Here is a 26792-nt window from a genome sequence, read left to right on the forward strand (position 1 = left end):
GGAAGTCACGGACTTTCCCCGGGAAAATGTGCCCATGGACAGTTTTCAGGGGGTGAGGTTTTGTCGGAACGGTATGACCTGGTGATCATCGGCGGCGGCCCCGGCGGATACACGGCGGCGGAACACGCGGCGAAGCTCGGCATGAGCACGGCGGTCATCGAGATGGGGGAGATCGGCGGCTCCTGTGTAAACCTGGGCTGCATCCCGGCAAAGGCGCTGCTTCAGGCTGCCACGGTTTACCGGGACATCAAGAGGGCTTCCCACTTCGGCCTGTCTGCTGACCATGTCTCGTTCAGTATGGAGGCCATGCAGAAGTTCAGGGAAGAGACCGTCGCGAAGGTGCGGAGCGGCATCAGCCGGCGGCTTGACGCAGCCAGGGTGGAGGTGATCTGCGGCGAGGCGAAGCTCCACCGGGAGAATTCGGTCGAGATCCGCACCGCTGCCGGGATCCGCTATGTGAGCGGGGAGCGCGTGATCATCGCCACCGGCTCTGATCCGATTATTCCGGACATTCCCGGTGTCATGCTGCCGCAGGTGATGCGGAGCCATGAGATCCTGAAATCCACGCAGTGGAATTTTAATCGGCTTTCCATTGTCGGCGGCGGCGTGGTTGGTGTGGAGCTTGCCACCCTGTTCGCGTCGCTGGGTTCGGAGGTGACGCTCTTTGAGCGGAGCACGAGGCTGCTCTGCACGATGGACGAGACAATCTCCGAGTACATTAAGCGGAGCCTGGAGGATAAAGGGGTGCGGGTGCTGCTCGGGGTCACCGTCACGGAGATCACCGAGCAGATTCCCGCCCTGGACAGCGGACCCGTGCTGGTGCATTTCCGAAAGGGAAACGTCACACGCTCGATTCCCGCTGATCGTGTGCTGACCGCGGTCGGGAGAAAGCCGGATCTTGCGAAGGTGCTCGCGGAGGACGCGGAGGTTAAGCTGGACAGTTTCGGGAAACCCAAGGTCACTCCGTCGTTCCTGACCACCCAGCCGGGCTGCTACGCGATCGGGGATACGGTCTCCCGGATGCGCCTCGCCCATGTGGCAACCTCCCACGCGACCTTCGTGGTGGAGCACATGGCGAAGAAAAGCCACCGGATGCTGCTCAGTGTGGTGCCCAACGGCATGTACGTCGTGCTGCCGGTAGTGCCGATCTGTATCTATACCGATCCGGAGATCGCCTCGGTCGGCTTCACGGAGGCGGAGGCGGCCACCTACAATATGAAGGTTAAAATCGGCATGACGCTCATGGATGAGAACAGCAAGGCGATCATGCTGGGGAAGACCATCGGTTTTGTCAAAGTGATTTTTGAGGCATACACCAATACCCTTGTCGGGGCGCAGATTGTCTGCTCCCGGGCAACGGATATGATCGGCGAGATGGCGACGGCGATTGCCAACGGCCTGACCGCCTATCAGCTGACGACAGCAATGCGCGCACATCCCACCTACAGCGAAGCGATCGCGGAGGCGGTGGAGGACGCGCTGCGGGATGACCAGAAGGAGGGGCAGGAGTGATGGAAAAGAAGAATCCCTGTGCGGAGAGAGTTGCGGAACTTCGGAGAGTGATGGCGGAGAAAGGAGCGGCGGCATGCCTCATCCCCACGGCGGATCCTCACGATTCCGAATATGTGGACCGGCACTTTATGTGCAGGCGGTGGCTGAGCGGATTTACCGGATCCGCCGGCACCTGCGTGGTGACCCGGGATTTCGCCGGCCTCTGGACTGACGGAAGATATTTTGTCCAGGCGGCGGGAGAGCTCAAGGGGAGCGGGATCCGGCTCATGAAAATGGGGGAGCCCGGGGTTCCGACGGTCACGGAGTTTCTCGCCAAGGCGCTTAAGGATGGCGATGTGCTGGCCTTCGACGGGAAAACGCTGACAGAGGCCTATGTGGAAGAACTGGAGGAGCACATGCCCGGCGTCCGGATGAACCCGGATGTTGACCTTGTCGGGCAGATCTGGAAGGACCGCCCGCCGATGCCGGACGGGAAGGTGTGGATCCTGGACGGGAAATATGCCGGAAAATCCGCGTCGGAGAAGCTTGCCGATCTCCGTGCCGAGATGGCGGAGATGGGCGCAGGCGTCCACGTGCTGACAACGCTGGACGATATCGCCTGGCTGTTCAATATCCGCGGCGGGGACATCCTGTACACCCCTGTCGTGCTGGCTTATGCCCTGATCACCCAAAGGGACGCGATCCTCTTCGCGGATCCGGCGAAATTCCCCGTGGATGTGCGGGGGTATCTTTCCGCCTGCGGCGTAGAGCTCAGGGGTTACGATGAAATTTACCGCACGCTGCCGGGGATTCTCGGCGCATCCATCCTTATGGAGAAGGGGCGTGTCAACAGCCGCCTCTGGCGCTCGGTGGATCCGGGATGCCGGATCATTGACGCCATGAACCCGACCAGCCGGCAGAAGGCGGTGAAGAACCCGACGGAAGTCAAAAATATGGCGGCCTGCCACAGGAAGGACGCAGTCGCCATGATCCGCTTTATCCGTTACCTCAAGGAAAATGTGGGGAAGAAGGAGATTGATGAATTCCAGGCCGCACGTCTGCTCGACGGCTACCGCGCTGAGCTTCCTGGAAATCTCGGTCCGAGCTTCGCGACGATTTCCGCCTATGCGGACAACGCGGCCATGTGCCACTACCAGGCGGCGGAGCACACAGCGAAGAAGCTCATGCCGAGGGGTCTTTATCTGGTGGATTCCGGCGGCCAGTACTACGAAGGGACAACGGACATCACGAGAACATTTGCCCTTGGGCCGGTGACGGCGGAGGAGAAGAAATATTACACGCTGGTTCTGGCGAGCCATCTCCATCTGATGAGCGCAGTCTGCCCGGCCGGCGCCCGGGGCTTCATTCTGGATTACGCGGCGAGAGAGCCGCTCTGGAAGATGGGACTCGACTTCAATCACGGCACCGGCCACGGCGTCGGATACCTGGGCACTGTCCATGAGCGGCCGAATGCATTCCGATGGAGAGTGCAGGAGAAGCTGATGGATCAGAATAACGGTATCCTCGCCCCCGGCATGATCACCTCGGATGAGCCCGGCCTCTACATCGAGGGCGTCTGCGGGATCCGGACAGAGAGCCTGCTTCTCTGTGAGGAGAGGGAGAAGACGGATTTCGGGACGTTTCTCGGATTTTCGCCGCTCACGCTGGTTCCGATCGACAAGGAGCCCATCGATACGGATTATCTGACGGATGATGATATCCGCCAGCTCAATGCGTATCATGAGCGGGTTTACCGGGAGATCGCCCCGCTGCTCGGGGAGGAGGACCGATCCTGGCTCAGGGAGGCGACTTCCGCGCTCGTGAGAAAGTGAGCGGCTTATGGGGAAAGTGACGGCCATCACCGAGGGATCAATCTGGAAGCAGCTGCTCCTGTACTTTTTCCCGATCCTGTTCGGCACATTTTTCCAGCAGCTCTACAACACGGCGGACGCGGTGATTGTCGGCCACTTTGTCGGCAAGGAGGCGCTCGCCATGGTCGGGGGGAGCTCCGCGATCCTGACGAACCTGGTGGTCGGCTTCTTTGTCGGCCTCGCCACCGGCGCCACCGTGCTGATCGCCCAGTTTTACGGCGCAAAGAGTGAGAAGAGCGTCAGCCGCGCGGTGCACACCAGCATCATCTTTGCCCTGGCGGGCAGTGTCGTCATGACGGGCTTCGGCCTCCTTTTCATGCGCCCGATTCTCGCGCGGATGGGCACGCCGTCCGAGATTATGGACGGCTCCCTGCTCTACCTCAGAATCTATTTCTTCGGGATTGCGGGAAGCCTTGTCTATAACATGGGGGCAGGCATACTCCGGGCAGTGGGGGATTCCAGGCGGCCGCTGTATTTCCTGATTGCGAGCTGCCTCACCAATATTGTGCTGGACCTTCTCTTTGTCGCGGCTCTCCGGATGGGTGTCGCTGGCGCGGCTTACGCGACCGTGATCTCCCAGCTGGTCAGCGCGGGGCTGGCGGTCGGGACGCTGATGCGCGAGAAGGACAGCTACCGGCTGGATCCCGGGAAGCTCAGGCTGGACCCCTATCTTCTCCGGAGAATCCTGCAGATCGGTTTTCCGGCTGGCGTCCAGGCGGTCCTCTACTCGCTGTCCAACCTGGTGATCCAGAGCGCCATCAACGCGCTGGGGACCGATACGGTGGCTGCCTGGGCAGCCTACGGCAAGATCGACCAGCTTTTCTGGATGGTGATCAATGCCCTCGGGATCTCGGTGACTACTTTTGTCGGCCAGAATTATGGCGCGGGAAAGCTTGACCGGGTTCACCGGGGGACGGCGGAGAGTCTCGTGATCGGGGCATTTTTCGCCGTTGCCCTCTCTACCGGCATCTGGTGCTGCGGGAGAACCGTGTTCGGCTTTTTCACCGCGGATCCCGATGTCCTCCGCATCGGCATGGAGATGCTTCATTTTATGTGCCCGCTGTTCATCCTCTATGTAGCGATCGAGGTTTTCTCCGGCGCCCTGCGCGGCGTGGGGGACAGCCTCTTCCCCATGGTGGCGACAGCCATCGACATCTGCGTGCTCCGGGTAGTCTGGATCTTCCTTGCGGTGCCCGTGCATCCGGGGCTGAGGACCGTCATGTTCAGCTATCCGCTGACCTGGGGGCTGGGCTCAATGGTCTTCCTGGTCTACTATCTGTGGTTTTCCCCGCTCCGCCGGTTCCGGAAGAACCCGAAACCGCGCGATTTAAGGAAATTGTAAAAGAAAAGGAAAACATTTTCGGGAATTTTCTGAGATAATAAAGTAGCCTGATCGGGCAGGGGGCTGAGCTTCCTGCCCTTTGCGATGCGCGGCGCCTGTCGGGAGGCCGCGCATGAGAAGATTTGACCAACAGCAGGAGGATGAATGATGAATCGAAATAAAAAAATTGCGGTCCGGTTCGCGGCGGGAGTTCTCGCCGCTGTCCTTACGGCGGGAAATCCGCCGGCCGCATTTTCATCCTACGCGGCGACCGTCAGGGGAACCAGCGGGACGGCGACGGGGCCGGGAGCGTCCAGCTCCTTCGGCAATTCCAATACGGCGACGGGGCCGGGAGCGTCCAGCTCATCGGGCTCCGGCTCCAGCTCCAGCTCATCGGGCTCCGGCTCGTCCAATTCCGGAAATTCCGGCTCCTCGGGGACATCTTCCTCGAGCCGGAACGCATTTACCCGGGTGTCTACAGCCGCAAATGGGACAAGCCCGGAGAGCAGCACCTCTTCCACGCCGGGAAATTCGGCGTTCAAGACTTCCGGGAAGAGCGCTGTCTATCAGGGAGTGAGTGCGGTGACCCAGGGGCTTTCCTCCGCGTCCCAATCGACAACCTCGATCGGCGCCATTGCCCGGGGCGTGGATCTCTCCCGCTGGAACAGCGTAACCGACTGGAGCGCGGTGGCAGGCAGTGATGTTCAGTTTGCCATTCTGGCGACGAGGACCAGCAAGGGCGAAGATGCCACCTTCCGCTCAAACGCGGTCGGGGCTTCCAAGGTGGGCATCCGCATCGGCGCCTATGTCTACTCTATGGCAACATCGGTGGCCGAGGCGAAGGAGGAGGCGGCGTTTGTCCTCAACCTGATCAAGGATTACCCGATTTCCTTCCCGGTGGCCTTCGACGCCGAGGACAGCGGCACGCTGGGTACGCTCTCGAAGAGCGGGGTCAGCGAGGTCATCAACGCGTTCTGCAGCGAGATCAAGGCGGCGGGGTACACGCCGGTGGTCTACGCGAACGAGGACTGGATCGCGAACAAGATCGATATGTCGAAGATCGGCTGGGATGTGTGGGTTGCCCGCTACAATACGGATTACACCTACAAAAAGGCGACGATCTGGCAGAATTCCAGCAACGGCAGCGTTTCCGGGATTTCCGGGCGGGTGGATACCGATTACCTCTATAAGGATTACACGAGAAGCATTAACGGCACGCTCTGGCGCACGATCAACGGCGTGAAGTATTATTTCGTGAACCATGTGATGCAGAAGAACACCTGGTTTAACGACGGCAAAGGCTGGTATTACGCTGACGAGAACGGCCTCAGGGTGACCGGGTGGATTTTCCACAAGAACGACTACTATTATATGGATTCCGACGGCAAGATGGTGACGGGCTGGCAGAAATCCGGCAATTCCTGGTACTATCTGGACGACAGCGGCGCCATGGCGAGGGGCTGGCGGAACGTCGGCGGAAAGTGGTATTATCTCGCGGATTCCGGCGCGATGGAGACCGGTCTTGTGACCGTGAAGGGGACCAAGTATTACCTGAAAGCTGACGGTGCGATGGCGGAAGGCTGGGTAAATATCGGTGGTTCCTGGTACTACTTCGATCCGGGCTCCGGGGAGATGGCAAAGGGCTGGCGGAATGACGGCGGCAAATGGTACTATATGGACAAGGATGGCGTCATGCAGTCCGGCTGGACCACGATCGGGGAAAATACCTATTACCTGGAGAATAGCGGGGCAATGGCCACCGGCTTCCGCTCGATCGGCGGCAGCGAGTATTATTTCAGCGGTTCGGGGCGGAGAGTCACCGGATGGCGGCAGATTGACGGCAGCTGGTACTGGTTTGACAAGGAAGGCCGCATGCAGGCTGGCTGGCAGAAGATTCAGAATTTCTGGTACTATCTGGGAACGGACGGAAAGATGCAGACCGGCTGGCAGGAGATCGGCGGCATCCTCTATCACCTGGAGGACAGCGGAGCCATGAGCACCGGGACAGTGCTTGACCGGGACGGCGTATCCTACTATGCGGATGAGAACGGCGCGTGCTCTGTCTATACGGCTCCCGAGGAGAGCGCGGCAGGGACGCAGGGATAAAACCGCTCCGATTCCCGGGCAGTACAGAGACAGGGAGATTTCAACAGATCGATGGGAAAAGACCCCCACATCGAGCGACGCTTTGCTTCGCGAGATGTGGGGGTCTGTGCGCCGAAAAGTCCGCGGCATTCCGCCTTGCAATTTCCCTGGCTTCAATATAAAATAGTTCAGGTATATCGTTTTGCGGCCTATGCCAATTTTGTGAATGGAGGAAAGTAAATGAGTAATTCAGCATCAGCATCATCGCGCAGCAGGATTCTCTCGCTGCTCGATGATAACAGCTTTGTGGAGATCGGTTCCCGCGTCACAGCGAGAAGCACCGATTTCAACATCAAAGCCAATGAGGCAGCAGGAGATGGAGTGATTACCGGTTATGGCACGATCGATGGCTATCTCTGCTATGTCTACAGCCAGGATGCTTCCGTCCTGGGCGGTTCGATCGGCGAGATGAACGCGAAGAAAATTGTCCGCATGTATGACATGGCAGTCAAAATGGGAGCACCGGTGATCGGTATTCTCGACTGTGCCGGCCTTCGCCTCCAGGAAGCTACGGACGCGCTCGACGGCTTTGGGAGCATTTACCTTGCGGAATCCCGCGCTTCCGGCGTCGTTCCCCAGATCTGCGCCGTATTCGGCAACTGCGGCGGCGGCCTTGCGGTAGCTGCTTCGATGGCAGATTTCGTCTTCATGGAAAAGGACGCAAAACTGTTCGTGAATTCCCCGAACGCCCTTGCCGGCAGCAACGAGCAGGAGCTCGACAACACGACGGCAGAGTATCAGGAGAGCGAGTCCGGCATCGTTGACGCTTCCGGCACGGAGGAGGAGATTTTTGCCAAGATCCGTTCCCTGGTGAATATCCTTCCGTCCAACAATGAGGAGGGAGCTCCGGTTGATGAGACCGGCGATGACCCGAATCGCCAGAACTCCGGCCTTGAGCAGTATCTCGGCGACGGCGCTCAGCTTCTGACCCAGATTTCCGATGGCGGCTTCTGCCTTGAACTCGGCAAGAACTATGGCCGTCACCTTGTCACCGCCTTCATCAGGATGAATGGGACAACGGTCGGCGCTGTTGCCAGCAACAGCGTGGTTTCCGGGGAGAGAGTGGATGCTGTGATCTGCCCGAAGGCGGCGAGAAAGGCCGCGGATTTCATCAATTTCTGCGATGCCTTTGATATTCCGGTGCTCACCCTGGCCGATGTTGCCGGCTTTGCGAGAAAGGCAAAGGCTGAGGCGGCTCTTGCCCGGGAGATCGGCCGGCTGACGGCAGCCTACGCGTCCTCCGATGTTCCGAAGGTTACCGTGGTTACCGGCAAGGCATTCGGCAGCGCAGCGGTTGCCCTGGGCAGCAAATCCCTCGGCACGGACATCGCATTTGCCTGGCCTGAGGCTGAGATCGGCCTCATGGACGCGAAGGCCGCGGTTCAGATCATGTATGCGGATGAGCTGGAGAAGGCGGAGAAGAAGGCGGAATTCCTGAACGAGAAGACGGAAGAGTACAAGAAGCTCACCGGTTCTGCCGAAGCTGCCGCGAGGAGAGGCTATGTGGACGACATCATCGAGCCTGCGGAGACCAGACAGAGGGTCATCGCCGCTTTCGAGATGCTGTACACAAAGAGCGAGGACCAGCCGTCCAGAAAACATGGCACGATCTGAATGAGGTGACGAGAATATGAAACAGAGTATAAAGAGAATACTGCTGGTTCTGGCTATGGCAGTCTGCTTTTTTGCTCTTCCCGCCTGCGGCAAAAGTGAAACGCTGGACACGGCTGTTCCCGACCAGGTTAAGTCCTATATGGAACAGAGCGCAGATCAGTATGTCCAGTTTTTCACCCAGAGCGACAGCGCGTCGATGGAGCAGTACAAGGCCATGGCGGTCAAGCAGAAGAACAGCGTCCTGGAAAATGCGATCAAGGCGTGGGAGAACAGCCAGCATGATCTAGGACAGTACCAGGGCGTGAATGAGGTCTCGACGGCCGTGGTCGGCGAGGACACATACAAGACGGTGGAGGTCCTGCAGTTTGAGAAGAGGACCTGCGAGATTGCCCTGACCTGTCAGACCAAGTACACATCCAGCCAGGCGACCCTGGAGCCGACAGAGCTTTCTATCCTCCCGACCTACACCACCGGGGAGAAGATGGCAAAAGCCGGGATGAACACCCTGATGGGCATGGGCACCGTATTTATCGTCCTGATCTTCATCAGCTTCATCATCAGCAGATTTAAGTACATCAATAAATTCGAGGAGAACCGGAAGAAGAAGGCCGCGGAGGCAAAGGCAGCGGCAGCGCCGAAGGCGGCACCCGCCAAGAAGGCGGCACCGGCTCCGGCAGCGCCGGCAGCCCCGGTACAGGCAGCAGCAGCCCCGGTACAGGCAGCGGCAGCTGCTCCGGAGGATGATCTCGAACTTGTTGCCGTCATCACAGCGGCGATTTCCGCTACATCCGGTGTTCCGGCCGACCAGCTTGTGATCCGGTCGATCCGCCGCAGGACACCGCGCAGATGGAACAGAGGCTAACCCACATTTGAGGAGGATAAGATAATGAAGAGCTATACCATCACCGTTAATGGCAGAACTTATGATGTAACTGTTGAAGAGAAGTCCGGCGCAGCGGCAGCAGCTCCGGTACAGGCGGCAGCTCCGGTACAGGCGGCAGCTCCGGCTCCGGCGGCAGCTCCGGCTCCGGCGGCAGCCCCGGCTCCGGCGGCAGCTCCGGCTCCGGCAGCAGCTCCGGCGGCAGCGGCTGGCAGCGTTCCGGTTTCCGCTCCGATGCCGGGTAAGGTGCTCAGCGTGAAGGCGAATGTCGGCGACCAGGTAACCTCCGGCCAGGTGATCCTGATTCTCGAGGCCATGAAGATGGAAAATGAGATTGTCGCGCCGCAGGACGGCACCATCGCCTCGATCGATGTTACCGCCGGAAGCATGGTGGAGGCAGGAGATACACTGGCGACTCTGAATTAAGATTTGCTGAAGCGGGAAAAATATTCCCGCCTGGAGGGATAAATAATGGCATATATTTCAAGTACACTGTCCAACCTGATTCAGCAGACCGCCTTCTTTAACCTGACACTGGGAAATGTCATCATGATTGTCGTGGCGCTCATTTTCCTCTATCTTGCCATCGGCAAAGGATTTGAGCCGCTCCTGCTGCTCCCGATTTCCTTCGGCATGCTGCTGGTCAATATCTACCCGGACATCATGCTGTCCATCGACGACTCCTCGAACGGTGTCGGCGGTCTTCTCTACTATTTCTACACGCTGGATGAGTGGAGTATCCTGCCGTCGCTGATCTTCATGGGCGTCGGCTCGCTGACCGATTTCGGGCCGCTGATCGCGAACCCGGCCAGCTTCCTTCTGGGAGCTGCCGCGCAGTTCGGCATCTACGGCGCATACTTCCTGGCGATTTTCCTCGGATTTAACGACAAGGCAGCAGCCGCGATCTCCATCATCGGCGGCGCTGACGGCCCGACCTCGATCTTCCTGGCCGGAAAACTCGGCCAGACCGCGCTTCTCGGCCCGATCGCCGTTGCGGCGTATTCCTACATGTCCCTTGTCCCGATCATTCAGCCGCCGATTATGAAGGCGCTGACGACCGAGAAGGAGAGAAAGATCAAGATGGGGCAGCTCCGCCCGGTTTCCAAGCTGGAGAAGATCCTGTTCCCGGTGATCGTGACGATCGTTGTCTGCCTGATCCTGCCGACGACGGCACCGCTTGTCGGCATGCTGATGCTGGGCAACCTGTTCCGCGAGTCCGGTGTTGTTAAGCAGCTGGCTGAGACGGCGGGCAACGCCCTGATGTACATCGTGGTTATTCTGCTGGGCACCTCTGTCGGCGCGACCACCAGCGCGGAGGCCTTCCTGAACCTGGATACCATCAAGATCGTTATTCTCGGCCTTGTGGCATTCGCCCTCGGCACAGCCGCCGGCGTTCTCTTCGGAAAACTGATGATGATTGCTACCCACGGCAAGGTGAACCCGCTGATCGGTTCTGCCGGCGTGTCCGCGGTTCCGATGGCAGCCCGTGTCTCCCAGAAGGTTGGCGCGGAGGCCGATCCGACGAACTTCCTGCTGATGCACGCCATGGGACCGAATGTAGCCGGAGTTATCGGCACGGCAGTTGCCGCCGGTACCTTCATGGCGATCTTCGGCGTCTGAAACTCATCTATCTGATTCCGGGTGCCTTAGCGTCCCGGAATCTATCACTGAACATCAGGAGGCAGAACTATGTCTGATTTGAATAAGAAGCCGGCGCAGCCGGAGAAGAAGCCGGTGAAGATCGTCGAGACCGTGCTTCGTGACGCGCACCAGTCGCTGATCGCCACCCGGATGACCACGGAGCAGATGCTCCCGATCGTCCCGAAGCTGGATCAGGTCGGCTACCACGCTGTTGAGTGCTGGGGCGGGGCGACCTTCGACGCCTGCCTGCGCTTCCTGCACGAGGATCCGTGGGTAAGGCTCAGAAAGCTGAGAGACGGCTTCAAGAAGACGAAGCTGCAGATGCTTTTCCGCGGCCAGAACATCCTCGGTTACAATCACTATCCGGATGATGTTGTCGAGTATTTTGTCCAGAAGTCGGTAGCCAACGGGATCGATATCATCCGTATCTTCGACTGCCTGAACGATATGCGGAATCTGGAGACAGCTGTCCGCGCGGCGAAGAAGGAGAAGGCAGAGGCACAGATCGCCCTGAGCTACACGCTCGGCGATGCCTACACGCTCGAGTACTGGTGCAATATCGCCAAGGAGATCGAGGAGATGGGTGCGGATTCCATCTGCATCAAGGATATGGCCGGCCTGCTTACGCCTTACCGCGCGCAGGAGCTGGTTGGCGCCCTCAAGGAGTCCACAAATCTTCCGATCGACCTGCACACCCACTACACCTCCGGTGTGGCTTCCATGACCTATCTGAAGGCTGTGGAGTCCGGCTGCGACATCATCGACACGGCTATTTCCCCGTTCGCGCTGGGCACCAGCCAGCCGGCAACGGAGGTTATGGTCGAGACCTTCCGCGGAACGCCGTATGATACCGGGCTTGATATGAAGCTTCTCTCCGAGATCGCCGATTATTTCCGCCCGATCCGCGAGCAGGATCTGGAGAGCGGCCTCATGAGCACCAAGGTTCTCGGGGTCAACATCAATACGCTGCGCTACCAGGTTCCGGGCGGCATGCTGTCCAACCTCGTATCCCAGCTCAAGCAGGCGCACGCTGAGGATAAGTACGAGGCTGTCCTGGAGGAAGTTCCGAGAGTCCGCAAGGACTTCGGCGAGCCGCCGCTGGTCACCCCGTCCTCGCAGATTGTCGGCACCCAGGCTGTCCTCAACGTCCTGACCGGCGAGAGATACAAGATGTTCACCAAGGAGTCCAAGAAGCTCCTCCTGGGCGAATTCGGAAAGACGGTAAAGCCGTTCAATCCGGAGGTTCAGAAGAAAGCGATCGGCAACGAGAAGCCGATTACCTGCCGTCCGGCAGACCTTCTGAAGCCGGCGCTCAAGGAGTACGAGGACAAGATCGCCCAGTGGAAGAGACAGGACGAGGACGTTCTTACCTACGCCCTGTTCCCGCAGGTTGCCGAGGAGTTCTTCAAGTATCGTGAGGCTCAGACGACCGGTGTAGATCCGACAAAAGCCGACAAGGTGAACGGCGCTTACCCTGTCTGAGGTCTTTCTGCATAACCCTGTTTTCCGTGGGGATCCGGATTTTTGCGCGTCCCTCACGGAAAGCCGTGAATAATCAACAAAAAACTGCAGGTCCCATGCCGGGGCGGGAAATGATTTCCCATTCCCGGCATGGGATTTTTTGCGCGGTTTTTCCCCCGTGTGCTGAACAGTTACAATTTTCTTACAAACGGCGGCGCAGGAGGGCACGTTCTTTACAGATATGTCCCGCGGTTGACATGATGCTGTGAAAAATTCTATAATCAAGAAAGGTTTTGTCCAGAATGAGTTCCCCTCACCGGGGCAGGAGACAGCAATGATCAACAGAGGAAAAATTAAGATTGCGGCGGTTCTCGGCGCCGCGCTCATGACGGCATTCAGCCCAGCCGCGGCTTTGTTCCGGGAGCCGGCGGGGACGGTTTTTGCGGCGGAGCAGGCCGGAAGCGTGAATGCCACGAATGTTAATGTACGGAGCGGACCCGGCACCTCCTACAGCAAGGTTGCGGTGCTCTCCAGGAATGCGCGGGTTACGGTCACAGAACAGGTGGCCGGGACAGACGGTAACTCCTGGGATCATATCCGCTTTGACGGCGGCGAGGGCTATATTTCCGCCCAGTATGTGAAGATCGGCGGCGGGAGCACGTCCTCCGCGCCTTCGTCCGGCACCGGGCTTAGCGCTTTTCCGGCAAGCTATCAGTCCCTTCTTGGCAAACTTCAGAAGGCCCATCCCAATTGGACCTTCAAGGCAGTCAATACCGGGCTGGACTGGAATACCGTGATCAGCGAGGAGAGCAAGGTCGGCCGGAACATGGTCGAGAGAAACAGCATCTCCTCCTGGAAGTCGACCGCGGAGGGGGCTTATGACTGGTCGTCAGGAACCTGGCCGGGACTTGACGGGAGTACCTGGGTGGCGGCGTCCAGCGAGATCATCGCGTACTATATGGATCCGCGGAATTTCCTGACCGAGCGGGGCATTTTCCAGTTCATGGAGCAGAGCTATGACAGCTCCGCGCAGACCAGGGAGCTGTTATCGAGGATGGTCAGCGGGACCTTTCTCGCGGGGTCAGTCACTGAGGGAAGTACGCCGTCCGGCGGTACGGCCTCGGCGGGGAACTCCGGAAGCTCAAGTGAGCCGCAGGGGCCGGGGCGGGAGACGACCGCGGCCGCCGCGGAATCCACAGCGGCGGAAAGCGCGGCGGCACAGGGCCCTGACGCAGCGGCAGCGTCCGGGACGACAGAAACCTACGTCGACATCCTCATGGACGCGGCCTCGGAGTCCGGCGTCAATCCCTGCATGCTCGCAGCGATGATTCTCGAGGAGCAGGGCAACCAGGGCACCGGGAGCAGCATTTCCGGAACCGTTGGCGGTTACAGCGGGATCTACAATTTTTTCAATATCGAGGCATATACCGCCGGCAGCATGAGCGCGGTACAGCGCGGCCTCTGGTGGGCTTCCCAGCCAGGAACCTACGGAAGGCCGTGGAACACGGTCCGCAGGGCAATCGTGGGCGGAGCAGAATGGTACGGCGAGAATTACTTAAGCCGCGGCCAGTCTACCCTGTATCTGAAGAAATATAATGTCACCTCGTCAAGCCGCTATCAGCACCAGTATATGACGAATGTCGAGGGAGCCTACGAGGAGGGGATGGTGCTGTCCAAGAACAGCGCGCTCCTGGACAGCGCGGTGACCTTTACTATCCCAGTTTACAGCGGGATGCCGGAAACTGCCTGCGCGAAACCGGCCGGTGACGGGAGCCCGAATAACAAGCTCAGCCGGCTTGCCGTGGAGGGATTCGCCATTTCCCCGTCCTTTGACCGGGATACGGAAAACTACACGGTGTCGGTCAACAGCAGTGTCACCTCGGTCAATATCGACGCCTCGGCGATCGACCAGAAGGCGAAGGTTTCGGGAGCCGGAACCGCCAGCCTTGCGGATGGAACAACCAAGGTGACCATCACGGTGACTGCCCAGAACGGCGCTGTCCGCAGCTATGTCCTGTCGATCACCCGGAGCGATGGCGGGCCGCTATTCTCAAATTCGGCATCCGGAGCTTCCACGCCGGGGAAAACCTCGTCAGGGTCATCATCGTCGGAGGCTGTGGGACCGGGCCGCGTGACCGCCTCGTCGGGAACTTCCTCCGGGAAGACTTCCGGGGGAAAATCCTCCGGCAGCACGACATCGTCCTCGACATCCGCGGGAACATCGGTTAAAATTATATCTCCGGCAGATTCTGCCGGCAGCAGCTCGAATTACCATGTCTGGAGAGTATCCGGTCCCGGAGGGTCAAAACTTGGGGAATAAACAGCAAAAAGGGGAGAAATGATGAAAAAATGGAGAGTAATTCTGGCAGGACTTTTCCTCGCGCTGATCTGCGCGCTGGGAACGCCCGGGTGGACAATGGAGGCGATGGCCGCATCGGCGGCAATCTCATTTTCCGATCCGCAGGTCAAGACGGGGGACAGCTTTTCAGTCAATGTGAAGATCGCCTCCGCTGACGGCAATATCGGGAAGACCGACCTGATGCTCAAGTACGATGACAAGGCACTGCAATTTTCCGAAGGAGCGGATGCCAGCGGCGGTGCCGGTTCTGTCCATCTCTCTGCCAGCACGGATTCCAGCAGCGCGAAGACGGTGACCTATACGCTGAAATTCAAGGCACTCGCCGAGGGGAGCACGAAGATCACGGTAACCTCGAGCGAGATTTATGACACGGATTCTAAGGAGATCAAGGTCAGCAAGACCGGATCTTCCACGGTAACCGTCACCTCCGGGACGGGTTCCACAGATTCCAGCTCCGCGGCGAAGGAATCCGGCGGTGCGTCCGGCGCGAACGCAGCCCTGAGCACGCAGACGGTCGAGGTGAACGGCACATCCTACACAGTGGCACAGTCCTTCGACAAGAAAGCCCTTCCGGACGGTTTTTCCGAGGGCAGCATCGAATATAAGGATGCGAGTGTGGAGTGCGCAACTGCCGGGGAAATGACGCTGCTTTACCTGGTGGACGGCGATGGAAACGGCAGCTTCTTTATCTATGACGCATCGGCGGATACATTTTCCAGCTTTATCACGATCAATGTCGAGAAAAAGACGCTGATTGTGAAGGAACCGGATGACACGGTGCAGATTCCGGACGGGTTTACCGAAACGACCATCGAGCTCAACGGCAATTACCAGGTGACCGGCTGGACGCCGTCAAACCAGGAAAATCCGGAATATTGCCTGATCTACGGGCAGACCACGGGCGGCGAGGCGGGCCTCTATTCCTATGACCTGACCGAGAAAACCATCCAGCGGTATTTCGCGGACAAGGGTGGAAAATACAGCGATGAGGAAGTCAATCAGATGATTGACAGCTACAACAGCCTCAAGAACCAGACAAACCGCCGGATGATCGTGACGATTGCCCTCGCGGTGCTCACGCTGATTTTCTTTTTCACAACCATCAACCTTCTTCTGCGCAGAAAAGACCGGAAGGAGGAGCTGGAATATCTCCGCAGCCTGGACAATGAAGATGACGGGCGGTTTGATGATGACGAGTATATGCCGGATCTCGGCCGGACTTCCGGAAAGAACGGCAGGGAGAAGGCGGGGGCTGCCGGAAAGAAGGCATCTTCCTCCGGCAAGCCGGGCAAGGACAGGCCGGCAGGGCCGGAAATCCCGATCCGCCAGACGCAGGCAGAGCGGGCAAAGCGGCTGAAGGAGGCGGCAGAACAGGCCGAGAAGGCGGCCAGGGAGGCGGAAGCGAAAGCAGCCGCGGCCAGGGCGGCAGCCGAAGAACAGAGGTCCGATGACGACGGGCCGATTGACCTATAAAAGTATTTATCGCGGGGCAGCCTGAGGAAAAACGGGCTGCCCCGCTTTTTCTCAGCAAATGTTACTGTCAACCCCCGCATGCCGGGGTTGACAAACAAAACTTCTGTTATATAATGGCTATAACAAACGGCATAGCCGGACAATACGGGAGAGGTGAACCATGATCGTTGAGGTGGATTTTAACAGCGATGAGGCCATCTACATCCAGCTGAGAAATCAGATTATCGTGGGTATTGCCTGTGATGAGTTCCGGGAAGGCGACTGCCTTCCCTCGGTCCGCCAGATGGCGGATGAGATCGGGATCAATATGCACACGGTCAACAAGGCGTACTCCGTTCTCCGGCAGGAGGGCTTTATCAAACTGGACCGCCGCCGCGGCGCGGTGGTCGATGTGGATCCGGATAAAAAGAGAATGCTGGACCTGATCCGGCATGACCTCGGTGTGCTGCTGGCTGCCGGATCCTGCAAGAACATCACCCGGGAAGAGATTCACCGGATGGTGGACGAGATTTATGACACATTTCCCTGCCAGTGCAGGAAGAGTGAGGACAGGGAAGAAAGGAGCAAATGACCATGCTGTGTGAGAAATGCGGCATCCGTGAAGCCAATATCTCTTTCACGGAGATCCGTAACGGGGTGAAGACGGAACACCACTTTTGCGCCCAGTGTGCCCGTGAATTGAATTTCGGGCCGGTTTCCGCGCTGATTGAGGGGGATTTTCCGCTGGGAAAGATTCTCACCGGTCTGCTCGGACTTCCTTCCTCTTCGGAGGAAGATCAGGAACTGGCGGAGGTTTCCTGCCCGACCTGCGGGACCACCTACCAGGAATTCGTTCAGAACAGCTGCTTCGGATGCGCCGACTGCTACCATGTATTTGACATGCTGATCGGCGAAAAGATCAAGAAACTGCAGGATAATGATACCCACAAGGGCAAGGTTCCGAAGATGCGCGCCGGCGTCCGGGCGGAGAGCCGGATGGACAAACAGGGCGATCTTGAATTTTCCCCGGAGGAGAGAATCCGGCAGCTGAAGCGCCGGGTCGAGGAGGCCATCCGGAGTGAGGATTATGAGCAGGCGGCAGCCTGCCGGGACAAGATCCGTGCCATAGAAAAGGAAGCTGCCGCCGGTGCAGATGCTGCCCGCCGCCTTCCGGGAAAGAGTGACGGCGGAGGCAGTGAGGCGCCGGGCACCGGCGGGTCCGGTCCGGAAGGAGGCGCGGTGCAATGAGCAAATGGTTTGAACAGGTGGCGAATGATCCGTCCAATATCATTTCCAGCCGGGTGCGCCTTGCGAGAAACTGGGAGGAATATAAGTTCCCGTCGAAGCTGAGCGACCGGGAGGCGAACACGATGATCAGCCGCCTGGAGGAGAAGTTCAGCGACCTGGGCGCCCGGACAGGCAGAAATTTTTCGTTCACGTCCCTCGGCGATATGCCGGAGATTGACCGCATCGCGATGCGGGAACGGCGCCTTTTGAATAAGACGCTGGTGGAGAAAAAGTCTCCCGGCGCCATCCTTCTCTCCGACGACGAGGAGGCCAGCATCATCCTGAACGGCGATGATCATCTGCGCATGCAGATCATCAAGCCGGGATTCCAGCTGAATGCCTGCTACGGGGAGGCGGACATGCTCGACGACTATGTGAACGAGAAGATCTACTACGCATTCAGCCCGAAATACGGCTACCTGACTTCCTATCCTACCAATGTGGGAACCGGGCTCAAGGCGTCTGTCCTCGTCCACCTGCCGTCCCTGAACGCCAGCAGGAAGTTCCAGGACTTCCTGACCGATATGGCTTCCCGCTTCGGGGTCGGCTTCCGCGGGCTCTACGGCCGCGGCACCGACAATGTCGGGGATATCTACGAGGTCTATAATCAGAAGACGCTCGGGATCAGTGAGCGGGAGATTCTGGATCTTGTCACCTATGCTGCCCACCAGCTGGCCGGGCAGGAAACGCAGATCCGGAGGCAGTCGCTCGAGGAGCACCGGCTGAGCCGCGAGGATGAGGCATTCAAATCCTACGGCGTCCTGAAATACGCGAGAAAGCTTGCCATCAAGGAGGCAATGACCTTCCTCTCCCATGTCCGCGCGGGGATTGAGGACGGGCTGCTGAAGCCGGCAGATCCGGTCAGCATTTACCGGCTGATGACGGAGATCCAGCCGGCAAATCTCCAGAAGATGTCGGAGAAGCCTCTCGGGCAGGAGGAATTGGAGGAAGTGCGGGCTTCCTATATCCGGGATAATCTTCCGGATCTCGCATAATCCCTGATAGAAATGGAGGAAAAACTGCCAATGTTTGATAAATTTACCGAAAAGGCAAAAAACGCCCTGCAGCTTTCGGTCGAAGCGGCGCAGCAGTTCGGCGGCGGCTATGTGGGCACGGAACATCTGCTTCTCGGTCTGATCCGCGAGGGCACCGGCATGGCAGCCGTTGTTCTTGCCGGCAACGGGGTCACGGAGGACAGGGTTCTCGAGCTCATGGAGCATCTGATGTCCACCTCCCAGCCGACCCAGGTCGCCGGCCAGGTGGAATACTCGCCCGGCGCGACGGCCATCATTCAGCAGAGCTATGAGGAGGCGGTATTTTTCAAGTCGTCCCTGATCGGCACGGAGCATATCCTGATCGCCATCCTGAAAAATTCCAGCTGCAGCGCAAGCCGCCTGCTGACGACGATGAACATCAACCTGAAAAAACTCTATGTGGATATCCTGAGCGCGATGGGCAGCGAGACGCCGCAGGCGGCTGGCCCGGAGGGGGCGCAGGAGAGCGCCCAGCAGAAGGAGACGCCTACGCTGGACAAATACAGCCGTGACCTCACCCAGGCTGCCCGCGACGGGAAGCTTGACCCTGTGATCGGCCGCGACCGGGAGATGGAGCGGGTGATCCAGATCCTGAGCCGGCGGACAAAGAATAACCCGTGCCTGATCGGAGAGCCGGGCGTCGGCAAGACCGCCGTTGTCGAGGGACTTGCGGAGCAGATTGTCCGGGGCGATGTCCCGGATTCCGTCGAGAACAAGCGCGTGGTGAGCCTTGACCTTTCCGGCATGATCGCCGGATCCAAATACCGCGGGGAGTTCGAGGAGAGGATCAAGAAGGTTCTCGAGGAAGTCCACAATGCGGGAAATATCCTGCTCTTTATCGATGAGATCCACACGATCATCGGCGCCGGCGGCGCCGAGGGGGCGATTGATGCCTCCAATATCCTGAAGCCGCAGCTCGCCCGCGGGGAGATCCAGCTGATCGGCGCGACCACGGTGGATGAATACCGGAAGCGGATCGAGAAGGACGCCGCCCTTGAGCGCCGGTTCCAGCCGGTTATGGTGGAGGAGCCGTCGGAGGAGGAGTGTGTGGCCATCGTCGAGGGGCTCAAGAGCCGCTACGAGGATCATCACAACGTCCGGATCACGGACGACGCGGTGAAGGCTGCCGTCCACCTGTCCGCGAGATACATCAATGACCGGTTCCTGCCGGACAAGGCGATTGACCTGATTGACGAGGCGGCATCCAAGGTCCGCCTCAGCGGCTACGCCGAACCTGGCATGATCCGGAAACTGAATGATGAGGTGAAGGAGCTCGAGGCGGACAAGGAGCAGGCGATCCGCCGCGAGGAGTATGAGCAGGCGGGACTGCTCAAGAAGCAGCAGGCCGAGAAGAAGGAACAGATCCAGAAGCTCCAGGAATCCTGGCAGGAAAAGAAGAAGGAGCGCACCCTCTCTGTCGGGGAAAATGAGATCGCCGACGTGGTTTCCGACTGGACCGGAATCCCGGTGAGAAAACTCAGCGAGGGCGACGCGGAGCGGCTGCTGAACCTGGAGAAGGTCCTCCACCAGCGCGTGGTCGGCCAGGAGGAGGCGGTTTCCGCCGTAGCCAAGGCAATCCGCCGCGGCCGCGTCGGCCTCAAAGACCCGAAGCGCCCGATCGGCAGCTTCCTGTTCCTCGGCCCCACCGGTGTCGGCAAGACGGAGCTCTCCAAGGCACTCGCCGAGGCGATGTTCGGCACGGAGAACGCGATGATCCGTGTGGATATGTCGGAATACATGGAAAAACAGAGCGTCGCGAAGATCATCGGTTCCCCGCCAGGCTATGTCGGCTACGAGGAGGGCGGCCAGCTTGCCGAGAAGGTCCGCCGCCATCCTTACTCCGTGATCCTGTTCGATGAGATCGAGAAAGCCCACCCCGATGTGTTCAACATCCTGCTCCAGATCCTGGACGACGGCCATGTCACGGACGCCCAGGGGCGGAAGATCGATTTCAAGAACACGGTGATCATCATGACCAGCAACGCCGGGGCGGAGAATATCATTTCCCCGAAGCATCTGGGCTTTGCCGCGGAGCAGAATGAGAATACGGACTATGCGTTCATGAAAAGCCGGGTGATGGAAGAGGTGAAACAGATGTTCCGCCCCGAGTTCCTGAACAGGATCGACGAGATTATCGTCTTCCACCCGCTGACCCAGGAAAATATCCGCCAGATCACCAAGATCATGCTCAGCACCATCAACCGCCGGACGAGGGCGCAGCTGGATATGGAGCTGAATTTCGACGGCGCGGCGGTAGACTGGCTGTCGGAGAAGGGATTTGATCCCAAGTACGGGGCGCGGCCGCTCCGCAGGACGATCCAGAATGAGGTTGAGGACCGCCTGTCCGAGGCGCTGCTCGAGGGAACGATCGGCAGCGGCATGGAGGTCGACGTCAGCGCGAAGGACGGCAAGCTGACCTTCGCCGGCCATAAGGCGGTAAAGAGCGGAAGTGGGGAGAAGGCGCCGGTGACGACGGCGGGCTGACGTTCCGGGAATCCGCCGTCGGCAGCCGCGGGCTGGCCTGCCCGGGTTTCTGCCGGGAAACAATTCTCGGGAATCCGGTGGAATTTCCGCTGCCGATGTGCTACTATTAGGGCACCAGAATAACCAATGTCATCGGAGGAAAGGAAATGCCAGTTGTTAAGGACTTGATCAGGGTTGAGAAGGACGGCAGCATCAGTTTCGGGAATTACGAGCTCCCCGAGAAAGCAAAGCTTTCTGATTTTGAGTACAAGGGGGATCTCTACAAGGTAAAAACTTACCGGGAGATTACCAAGCTGGAGCGCAACGGAATGTTTGTCTATGAGTCAGTACCTGGCACGGCGGTTCACAACTTTACCGTCAGCGGCAGCAGGATCACGTTTGACGTGGAAGGCAGCGAGGACGCCCAGATCACGATTCAGATGGAAGAGGACAGGGAATATGAGGTTTTTGTCAATGATATTTCCACCGGATCGGAACGGACAAACTTGAGCGGCAAACTGGTCATCAGTGTTGAGATGGACAGGGAACAGCCGATCTCCATCCGGATTGAGGAGAGAGAGTAAATTTCACGGCGCCGGGTACCTCCAGGGTACCCGGCGTTTGTTTACGAGTGAGGAGCAGTGTGATGGCGAAGTCCAGGACAACGTTTTTCTGTTCAGAGTGCGGCTATGAATCGACGAAGTGGTCCGGCCAGTGTCCGGCCTGCAAGGCGTGGAACACGATGGTAGAGGCTCCCTCTGCCCCGGCGAGGATTGCCGGGACAAGAGGAAAGGGCGTGCCTCTCGCGCAGGGAGGTTCCGCCTTCCTTGCCCCGTCGGAGCGTCCGGTGACGATCGATGAGATCTCAATCGAGGAGGAGGACCGCACCTCGACCGGATTCGGGGAACTTGACCGGGTTCTCGGCTCCGGCATTGTCCGCGGGTCCCTTGTCCTCGTCGGCGGCGATCCGGGAATCGGAAAATCCACGATCCTGCTCCAGGTCTGCCGGAATCTCGCCCTCCAGGGGAAAAAGGTTCTTTACATTTCCGGGGAGGAATCACTCAAGCAGATCAAGCTGCGCGCCCTGCGGATCGGAAAAATCACGGGGCCGCTGGAATTTCTCTGTGAGACGAATCTCGGGAAGATTGCTGAGGTCATCCAGGTGACGAAGCCGGACGCGGTAGTCATTGACTCTATCCAGACCATGTTTATCGAGGAGGTAACCTCGGCACCGGGCAGTGTCTCCCAGGTCCGGGAATGCACGAATGTGCTCATGCAGGTGGCCAAAGGCGAGGGGATCACCACCTTCATCGTCGGGCACGTGACCAAGGAGGGCGTGGTTGCCGGTCCCCGCGTGCTCGAGCACATGGTGGACACGGTGCTCTATTTCGAGGGGGACCGCTTCGCGTCCTACCGGATCATCCGGAGCGTCAAAAACCGCTTCGGCTCCACGAATGAGATCGGGGTGTTCGAGATGCGGGAGGACGGCCTCCACGAGGTCGAGAATCCGTCGGAATTCATGCTGGACGGCCGTCCGGAGGACGCCTCCGGGAGCGTTGCCGCCTGCCTGATGGAGGGGACGCGGCCGATCATGCTGGAGGTGCAGGCGCTGACCAGCCGGACGAATTTCGGGATGCCGCGCCGGGTTGCCGCGGGCACAGACTATAATCGGGTAAATGTCCTCATGGCGGTGCTGGAGAAACGTTGCCGCCTGGAGCTCTCGCAGTACGACGCTTACGTCAACATTGCCGGCGGGCTCAGGATGAACGAGCCTGCCCTTGACCTCGCCCTTGTGATGGCGCTCAGCTCCAGCTGCGAGGATGTGCCGGTCGACACGAAGACCGTCGTGTTTGGCGAGGTCGGCCTCTCCGGCGAGGTCCGCTCCGTCTCCATGGCGGAGCAGCGCGTCCGCGAGGCGCTGAAGCTGGGCTTTGACCGGTGCATTCTCCCGGCGTCAAACCTGCGGAAGATCGAGGCGCCCGCCGGGATCCGGCTTGTCGGCGTAAGGAATGTCCGGGAAGCTATCGGGCTTCTCAAGGCGGAGTAGTTTCCCGTAAACTGTCCATTCAGCGGATTGGGAGGTGATCCTCATGACCAGGGACAGCAATTTTCTATCGCTTGCTGTGGAAGACCTCAAGGCGTGCATCAGGGAAGACAAGAATATCATCGAGTTTTTGAAGACGGGGCATGCGATTGCGCTTGACCGGTACATTTACCGGTTCACCAGGACCAGCTACGGGATCTATGAGGTGTGGATGGCGGACTGCCTGGACCGGGACAATCCCCAGCGGATCGGCCTGTACGACAGCCGCTCGAGGAAAATGGTTTTCGGCGACCGGGCTATGCTCGAAAAAGACTGGGAAAAGTTCACCGCGGAGGCCTTTGACGCCATTTATCTGATGAATATTTCCCATGTCCTGGAGGAGTGGCCTGCCGGAACGATCTTCCAGGTGACGCACGACACACCGGAGGGGAGGCGGACGGAGAAGATCAGCCGGGAGATTTTCGAGGATATCCCGGAGGAGAAGATCGCGAGGATCCTGCGCATTGAGAAGGACGGGAAAGTGCTGATCGACCGGAAAACCGTGGTGGAGAGCTGCACCATCCGGAATCTGGAGGAAGAAGGCTGAAGGCTGGATTCTTCCCCGGCGTGCGCCGGATAAAAAGATACGAAAATGGGCTGCTGTGATTTCATGAAAAATGAAATCTCAACAGCCCATTCTGATGAAACAGGGGAAGAGGGATTCGAACCCCCATCGGCGGTTTTGGAGACCGTAGCTCTACCATTGAACTATTCCCCTAAGAAATCCGACCTGTTTAATATACCACAAGGCGAAAATCGTGTCAACAGAATTTGCCATCCCGGAGAACACGAAATCATCAATAGTAATTATAACTTGCGGCATAACCTGAAAACGTGGTAGACTAGGGAACGTACCGGGTATCCGGGAGATGACTTGAAAAACAGGGAGAAAGACGATCATCATGAGCAGCTTGTTTAATCGCAAGGATCTGATTTATACGGTATATAAAGAAAAAAGTTTTTCGGCGGCGGCACAGAAGCTATTTGTCTCCCAGCCCTCGCTGAGCGTTATGGTGAAGAGGGTCGAGGACGAGGTCGGCGTACCGCTGTTTGACCGGACCACGAAGCCGATCCGGCTGACCAAAGCCGGGAAGGAATATATCAAAGCCTCGGAGCAGATCTTCGCCATCGAAAAATCCTTCACCAACTATCTGAGCAGCGTAAATAATCTCCAGGGAGGCACCCTGGACATCGGCAGCAGCCAGCTGCTCTCCTCGGTCGCGCTTCCGAAGTATATCTTCGAGTTCAGCCGGGAGTATCCGAACATCCACCTCTCCGTTGTGGACGCGGATTCCCGCACGCTCGCCAATTACGCGATGAATGGCTCCATCGACATGATCATCGATAACCAGGAGATGGACAGGGACATTTTCACCAGCATCCCGCTGTGGAACGAGAACCTCGTCCTCTGTGTGCCCTCGCAGTTCCCGATCAACGAGGAGTACAGGGAGTACCAGGTTTCCCGCCAGGAGATCGCGGACGGGAAGCTGACGTCGGATGAGGTGACGCCGGTGCCGCTCTCCGGGTTCCGGGAGACGCCATTTGTCCTGATCACAAAGGAAAATGATATCCGCAACCACACGGAGGAGATTTTCGAGGAGGAATCGTTCAAGCCGGAGGTCCTCCTGGAACTTGACCGTCTGGAAACCCTGTACAATTATGTTGAGCTCGGCATGGGGGCGTCGGTGATCAGCGACACGCTGATCCTCGGCACCAACCACGATTACAGCAAGGTCTGCTTCTACCGGCTGGCACCGGCGGCGGCGCGGCGGGTGATCACGGCGAGCTACAAGAAGAACAGCTATTTCTCGCCGGCAATGAACGCCTTCCTCCGGGTGATCACCGGAAAAGAACATCCGGTGGCGGATACGGGGGACGCTGCGGCGGAGAGCGAAGAAGATTAAAGAAAACCGGGGCGCTTCCTTTCAGGGGAGGCGTCCCGGTTCTTCCTTTTACGGGCAGCGGACATCTTTCGGGAACCACGCATCGGGCGGAGCCTGGCTTCGCGGGATGCGGGATTCCCGATGATTACGTTATTTTGCCCCGTCGGTTCTGTTGTACTCGGAGAGCAGTTCCTGACGGCAGTCCCAGAGCTTCCGGGACAGGTCGACGTGCACCTCGTGCGGATTCACCAGGCGGCGGGATTCGTCCCACAGGGTTTCCTGCTCATGCTGGCAGTAGGCGCGGATGTCCATGACCTTCGGGGAATCGTAGACGCATTTTCCCTTCCGGAAGACCGGTACCATCAGGTCGCGGATCGTGAAGGTTCCCGGCTGGAGCAGCGTTTTCTTCCAGGTTTCCACCGGGTCAAAGAGGAGCAGCGGCTCGTCCTCCCGGTAGGTTTCATCGGCGAAGCAGATCAGGTCGGCAATGATCTTCCCGTTCGCCTTGTCGTAAATCCGCTTAACAGCCTTGTTGCCCGGATGGGTGATCTTCTCCGTGTTCTCCGAGAGCTTGATCTTCGGGATGAACGTGCCGGATTTCTCATCATAGATCGCGGCGAGCTTGTAGACTCCGTTGAAGGACGGGTTGTCCTTGGAGGTGATGAGGTTCGTGCCGACGCCCCAGGAGGTGATTGCAGCGCCCTGGTTCTTCAGGGAGGCGATCAGGTGCTCGTCAAGGTCGTTCGAGGCGGAGATCACCGCGTCCGGGAACCCGGCTTCATCCAGCATCTTCCGCGCCTTTTTGGAGAGGTAGGCGAGGTCGCCGGAATCGAGGCGGATCCCGTAGAAAGTCAGGGGAATGCCCCGGCTTCTCATCTCCTGAAATACCCGGATGGCATTCGGGACGCCGGAGCCGAGCGTGTCGTAGGTGTCCACAAGCAGGATGCAGGCGGACGGATAGAGCTTCGCGTAGGCGCGGAAGGCGGTCAGCTCGTCGGGAAAGCTCATGATCCAGCTGTGGGCGTGCGTGCCCTTCACCGGGACATCGAACATCTGTCCGGTCAGCACGTTGGAGGTGCCGATGCAGCCGCCGATCATCGCGGCGCGCGCTCCGTAGACGCCGGCGTCAGCGCCCTGGGCACGCCTCAGGCCAAACTCCATGATGCCGTCCCCCTTCGCCGCGTGGACGATCCGCGCGGTTTTTGTGGCGATGAGGCTCTGGTGGTTGACGAAGTTCAGGATCGCGGCTTCCATCAGCTGCGCCTGCATGATCGGGGCGATGACCTTGACGAGCGGCTCCCGGGGAAATACGACTGTCCCCTCGGGGATCGCGTGGATGTCGCCGGTGAACCGGAAGTTCCGGAGCCCCTCGAGAAAATTCTCCTGGAAGATGCCCAGGGTGCGGAGATAATCGATATCCTCCTCCGTGAAGACGAGGTCTTTCACGTATTCGATGACCTGCTGAAGCCCGGCGCAGATGGAAAAGCCGTTTCCGCTGGGATTGGTGCGGAAGAACGCGTCGAAGACGACGGTACGGTTCGCATCCTTGATTTCGTAGTAACCCTGCATCATCGTGAGCTCATAGAGGTCGGTGAGCAGAGTCATGTGCCGCTGATTCATTTTCCTACTCCTTAGTCTGTCCGGACGCCAGTCCGGCATCATGAATTATGGCCGGAAATATTCTTAAAATAGTCCGCTTGCGGCCTTTTTTGAGAACATTCCCGGCATGTGCTGAACAGATCTATTATACCAGTGAAATGGCACAAGTTCAATGCGCGAACCTCGCCAGGCGGTTGACTTTCCCAGG

Annotated in this window: 20 protein-coding genes and 1 tRNA gene; 19 read left to right on the forward strand and 2 right to left on the reverse strand. The window is 58.8% G+C overall.

The genetic code is table 11. The features are described from left to right. The first annotated feature begins 60 nt into the window (after positions 1 to 60). The 18 genes from lpdA (at position 61) to ISF27_RS02255 (ending at position 23649) form a co-directional block, all read left to right on the forward strand. Positions 61 to 1512, forward strand: a complete 1452-nt coding sequence (gene lpdA, locus ISF27_RS02170; RefSeq protein ID WP_194608675.1) for a dihydrolipoyl dehydrogenase — start codon at positions 61 to 63, stop codon at positions 1510 to 1512. After that, positions 1512 to 3323 (forward strand): aminopeptidase P family N-terminal domain-containing protein, encoded by a 1812-nt coding sequence (locus ISF27_RS02175; RefSeq protein WP_194608677.1) that lies wholly within the window; start codon positions 1512 to 1514, stop codon positions 3321 to 3323. Before lpdA ends, ISF27_RS02175 begins: the two co-directional genes overlap by 1 nt. 7 nt (positions 3324 to 3330) lie before the next feature. Beyond that, positions 3331 to 4704 (forward strand): MATE family efflux transporter, encoded by a 1374-nt coding sequence (locus ISF27_RS02180; protein ID WP_194608679.1) that lies wholly within the window; start codon positions 3331 to 3333, stop codon positions 4702 to 4704. A 147-nt stretch (positions 4705 to 4851) separates the two neighbouring features. Then, entirely contained in the window at positions 4852 to 6789 is a 1938-nt protein-coding gene (locus tag ISF27_RS02185) for a GH25 family lysozyme (RefSeq protein ID WP_194608681.1), read from the forward strand. Between the two features lie 219 nt (positions 6790 to 7008). Next, on the forward strand, positions 7009 to 8442 hold the full coding sequence (locus tag ISF27_RS02190; RefSeq protein WP_194608683.1) for an acyl-CoA carboxylase subunit beta: 1434 nt from the start codon (positions 7009 to 7011) through the stop codon (positions 8440 to 8442). A 16-nt stretch (positions 8443 to 8458) separates the two neighbouring features. Then, a complete protein-coding gene (locus ISF27_RS02195; protein ID WP_235985988.1) occupies positions 8459 to 9304 on the forward strand; it encodes an OadG family protein in 846 nt (281 codons plus the stop codon). A 24-nt stretch (positions 9305 to 9328) separates the two neighbouring features. Further along, positions 9329 to 9748, forward strand: a complete 420-nt coding sequence (locus ISF27_RS02200) for an acetyl-CoA carboxylase biotin carboxyl carrier protein subunit (protein WP_194608685.1) — start codon at positions 9329 to 9331, stop codon at positions 9746 to 9748. A gap of 45 nt (positions 9749 to 9793) precedes the next feature. Continuing rightward, positions 9794 to 10942 carry a sodium ion-translocating decarboxylase subunit beta gene (locus ISF27_RS02205; protein WP_194608687.1) on the forward strand — a complete coding sequence of 383 codons (1149 nt, stop codon included), beginning with the start codon at positions 9794 to 9796 and terminating at the stop codon, positions 10940 to 10942. A gap of 69 nt (positions 10943 to 11011) precedes the next feature. Beyond that, the gene (locus tag ISF27_RS02210; protein ID WP_194608689.1) at positions 11012 to 12445 is read left to right on the forward strand and encodes an oxaloacetate decarboxylase subunit alpha; all 1434 of its coding nucleotides are present in this window, start codon (positions 11012 to 11014) and stop codon (positions 12443 to 12445) included. A gap of 313 nt (positions 12446 to 12758) precedes the next feature. Further along, positions 12759 to 14744, forward strand: a complete 1986-nt coding sequence (locus tag ISF27_RS02215; protein WP_194608691.1) for an SH3 domain-containing protein — start codon at positions 12759 to 12761, stop codon at positions 14742 to 14744. Between the two features lie 21 nt (positions 14745 to 14765). Then, positions 14766 to 16256: a cohesin domain-containing protein gene (locus ISF27_RS02220; protein ID WP_194608693.1), complete on the forward strand. Its 1491-nt coding sequence runs from the start codon at positions 14766 to 14768 to the stop codon at positions 16254 to 16256. A 160-nt stretch (positions 16257 to 16416) separates the two neighbouring features. Next, positions 16417 to 16827, forward strand: coding sequence for a GntR family transcriptional regulator (locus tag ISF27_RS02225; protein WP_194608695.1), 411 nt, complete (start codon positions 16417 to 16419; stop codon positions 16825 to 16827). Continuing rightward, entirely contained in the window at positions 16824 to 17483 is a 660-nt protein-coding gene (locus tag ISF27_RS02230; RefSeq protein WP_407926037.1) for a UvrB/UvrC motif-containing protein, read from the forward strand. Before ISF27_RS02225 ends, ISF27_RS02230 begins: the two co-directional genes overlap by 4 nt. Next, a complete protein-coding gene (locus ISF27_RS02235) occupies positions 17480 to 18517 on the forward strand; it encodes an ATP--guanido phosphotransferase (protein WP_194608698.1) in 1038 nt (345 codons plus the stop codon). Before ISF27_RS02230 ends, ISF27_RS02235 begins: the two co-directional genes overlap by 4 nt. A 30-nt stretch (positions 18518 to 18547) precedes the next feature. Next, positions 18548 to 21040, forward strand: coding sequence for an ATP-dependent Clp protease ATP-binding subunit (locus ISF27_RS02240; RefSeq protein WP_194608700.1), 2493 nt, complete (start codon positions 18548 to 18550; stop codon positions 21038 to 21040). A gap of 146 nt (positions 21041 to 21186) precedes the next feature. Beyond that, positions 21187 to 21603: an endosialidase gene (locus ISF27_RS02245; RefSeq protein WP_194608703.1), complete on the forward strand. Its 417-nt coding sequence runs from the start codon at positions 21187 to 21189 to the stop codon at positions 21601 to 21603. A 62-nt stretch (positions 21604 to 21665) separates the two neighbouring features. Further along, the gene (gene radA, locus ISF27_RS02250; RefSeq protein ID WP_194608705.1) at positions 21666 to 23066 is read left to right on the forward strand and encodes a DNA repair protein RadA; all 1401 of its coding nucleotides are present in this window, start codon (positions 21666 to 21668) and stop codon (positions 23064 to 23066) included. Between the two features lie 43 nt (positions 23067 to 23109). Further along, entirely contained in the window at positions 23110 to 23649 is a 540-nt protein-coding gene (locus ISF27_RS02255) for a hypothetical protein (RefSeq protein WP_194608707.1), read from the forward strand. A 100-nt stretch (positions 23650 to 23749) separates the two neighbouring features. Here the strand turns inward: ISF27_RS02255 and ISF27_RS02260 are convergent. After that, positions 23750 to 23820 (reverse strand) — tRNA-Trp (locus ISF27_RS02260). Positions 23821 to 24004: 184 nt separating this feature from the next. Here ISF27_RS02260 and ISF27_RS02265 point away from each other — a divergent pair. Next, the gene (locus ISF27_RS02265) at positions 24005 to 25006 is read left to right on the forward strand and encodes a LysR family transcriptional regulator (protein ID WP_194608709.1); all 1002 of its coding nucleotides are present in this window, start codon (positions 24005 to 24007) and stop codon (positions 25004 to 25006) included. 129 nt (positions 25007 to 25135) lie between these two features. Here ISF27_RS02265 and ISF27_RS02270 read toward each other — a convergent pair whose 3' ends face one another. Further along, a complete protein-coding gene (locus ISF27_RS02270) occupies positions 25136 to 26605 on the reverse strand; it encodes a nicotinate phosphoribosyltransferase (protein ID WP_194608711.1) in 1470 nt (489 codons plus the stop codon). Between the last annotated feature and the right edge of the window lie 187 nt (positions 26606 to 26792).

Source organism: Clostridium vitabionis, assembly GCF_015351765.1.
In the GTDB taxonomy this organism is placed as follows: domain Bacteria; phylum Bacillota; class Clostridia; order Lachnospirales; family Lachnospiraceae; genus Clostridium_R; species Clostridium_R vitabionis.

Bases quoted from the DNA above. Each gene is read 5' to 3' on its own strand.
- ISF27_RS02175 (WP_194608677.1), top strand. From the start codon at position 1,512: ATGGAAAAGAAGAATCCCTGTGCGGAGAGAGTTGCGGAACTTCGGAGA.
- ISF27_RS02180 (WP_194608679.1), top strand. From the start codon at position 3,331: ATGGGGAAAGTGACGGCCATCACCGAGGGATCAATCTGGAAGCAGCTG.
- ISF27_RS02185 (WP_194608681.1), top strand. From the start codon at position 4,852: ATGAATCGAAATAAAAAAATTGCGGTCCGGTTCGCGGCGGGAGTTCTC.
- ISF27_RS02190 (WP_194608683.1), top strand. From the start codon at position 7,009: ATGAGTAATTCAGCATCAGCATCATCGCGCAGCAGGATTCTCTCGCTG.
- ISF27_RS02195 (WP_235985988.1), top strand. From the start codon at position 8,459: ATGAAACAGAGTATAAAGAGAATACTGCTGGTTCTGGCTATGGCAGTC.
- ISF27_RS02200 (WP_194608685.1), top strand. From the start codon at position 9,329: ATGAAGAGCTATACCATCACCGTTAATGGCAGAACTTATGATGTAACT.
- ISF27_RS02205 (WP_194608687.1), top strand. From the start codon at position 9,794: ATGGCATATATTTCAAGTACACTGTCCAACCTGATTCAGCAGACCGCC.
- ISF27_RS02210 (WP_194608689.1), top strand. From the start codon at position 11,012: ATGTCTGATTTGAATAAGAAGCCGGCGCAGCCGGAGAAGAAGCCGGTG.
- ISF27_RS02215 (WP_194608691.1), top strand. From the start codon at position 12,759: ATGATCAACAGAGGAAAAATTAAGATTGCGGCGGTTCTCGGCGCCGCG.
- ISF27_RS02220 (WP_194608693.1), top strand. From the start codon at position 14,766: ATGAAAAAATGGAGAGTAATTCTGGCAGGACTTTTCCTCGCGCTGATC.
- ISF27_RS02225 (WP_194608695.1), top strand. From the start codon at position 16,417: ATGATCGTTGAGGTGGATTTTAACAGCGATGAGGCCATCTACATCCAG.
- ISF27_RS02230 (WP_407926037.1), top strand. From the start codon at position 16,824: ATGACCATGCTGTGTGAGAAATGCGGCATCCGTGAAGCCAATATCTCT.
- ISF27_RS02235 (WP_194608698.1), top strand. From the start codon at position 17,480: ATGAGCAAATGGTTTGAACAGGTGGCGAATGATCCGTCCAATATCATT.
- ISF27_RS02240 (WP_194608700.1), top strand. From the start codon at position 18,548: ATGTTTGATAAATTTACCGAAAAGGCAAAAAACGCCCTGCAGCTTTCG.
- ISF27_RS02245 (WP_194608703.1), top strand. From the start codon at position 21,187: ATGCCAGTTGTTAAGGACTTGATCAGGGTTGAGAAGGACGGCAGCATC.
- radA (WP_194608705.1), top strand. From the start codon at position 21,666: ATGGCGAAGTCCAGGACAACGTTTTTCTGTTCAGAGTGCGGCTATGAA.
- ISF27_RS02255 (WP_194608707.1), top strand. From the start codon at position 23,110: ATGACCAGGGACAGCAATTTTCTATCGCTTGCTGTGGAAGACCTCAAG.
- ISF27_RS02265 (WP_194608709.1), top strand. From the start codon at position 24,005: ATGAGCAGCTTGTTTAATCGCAAGGATCTGATTTATACGGTATATAAA.
- ISF27_RS02270 (WP_194608711.1), bottom strand. From the start codon at position 26,605: ATGAATCAGCGGCACATGACTCTGCTCACCGACCTCTATGAGCTCACG.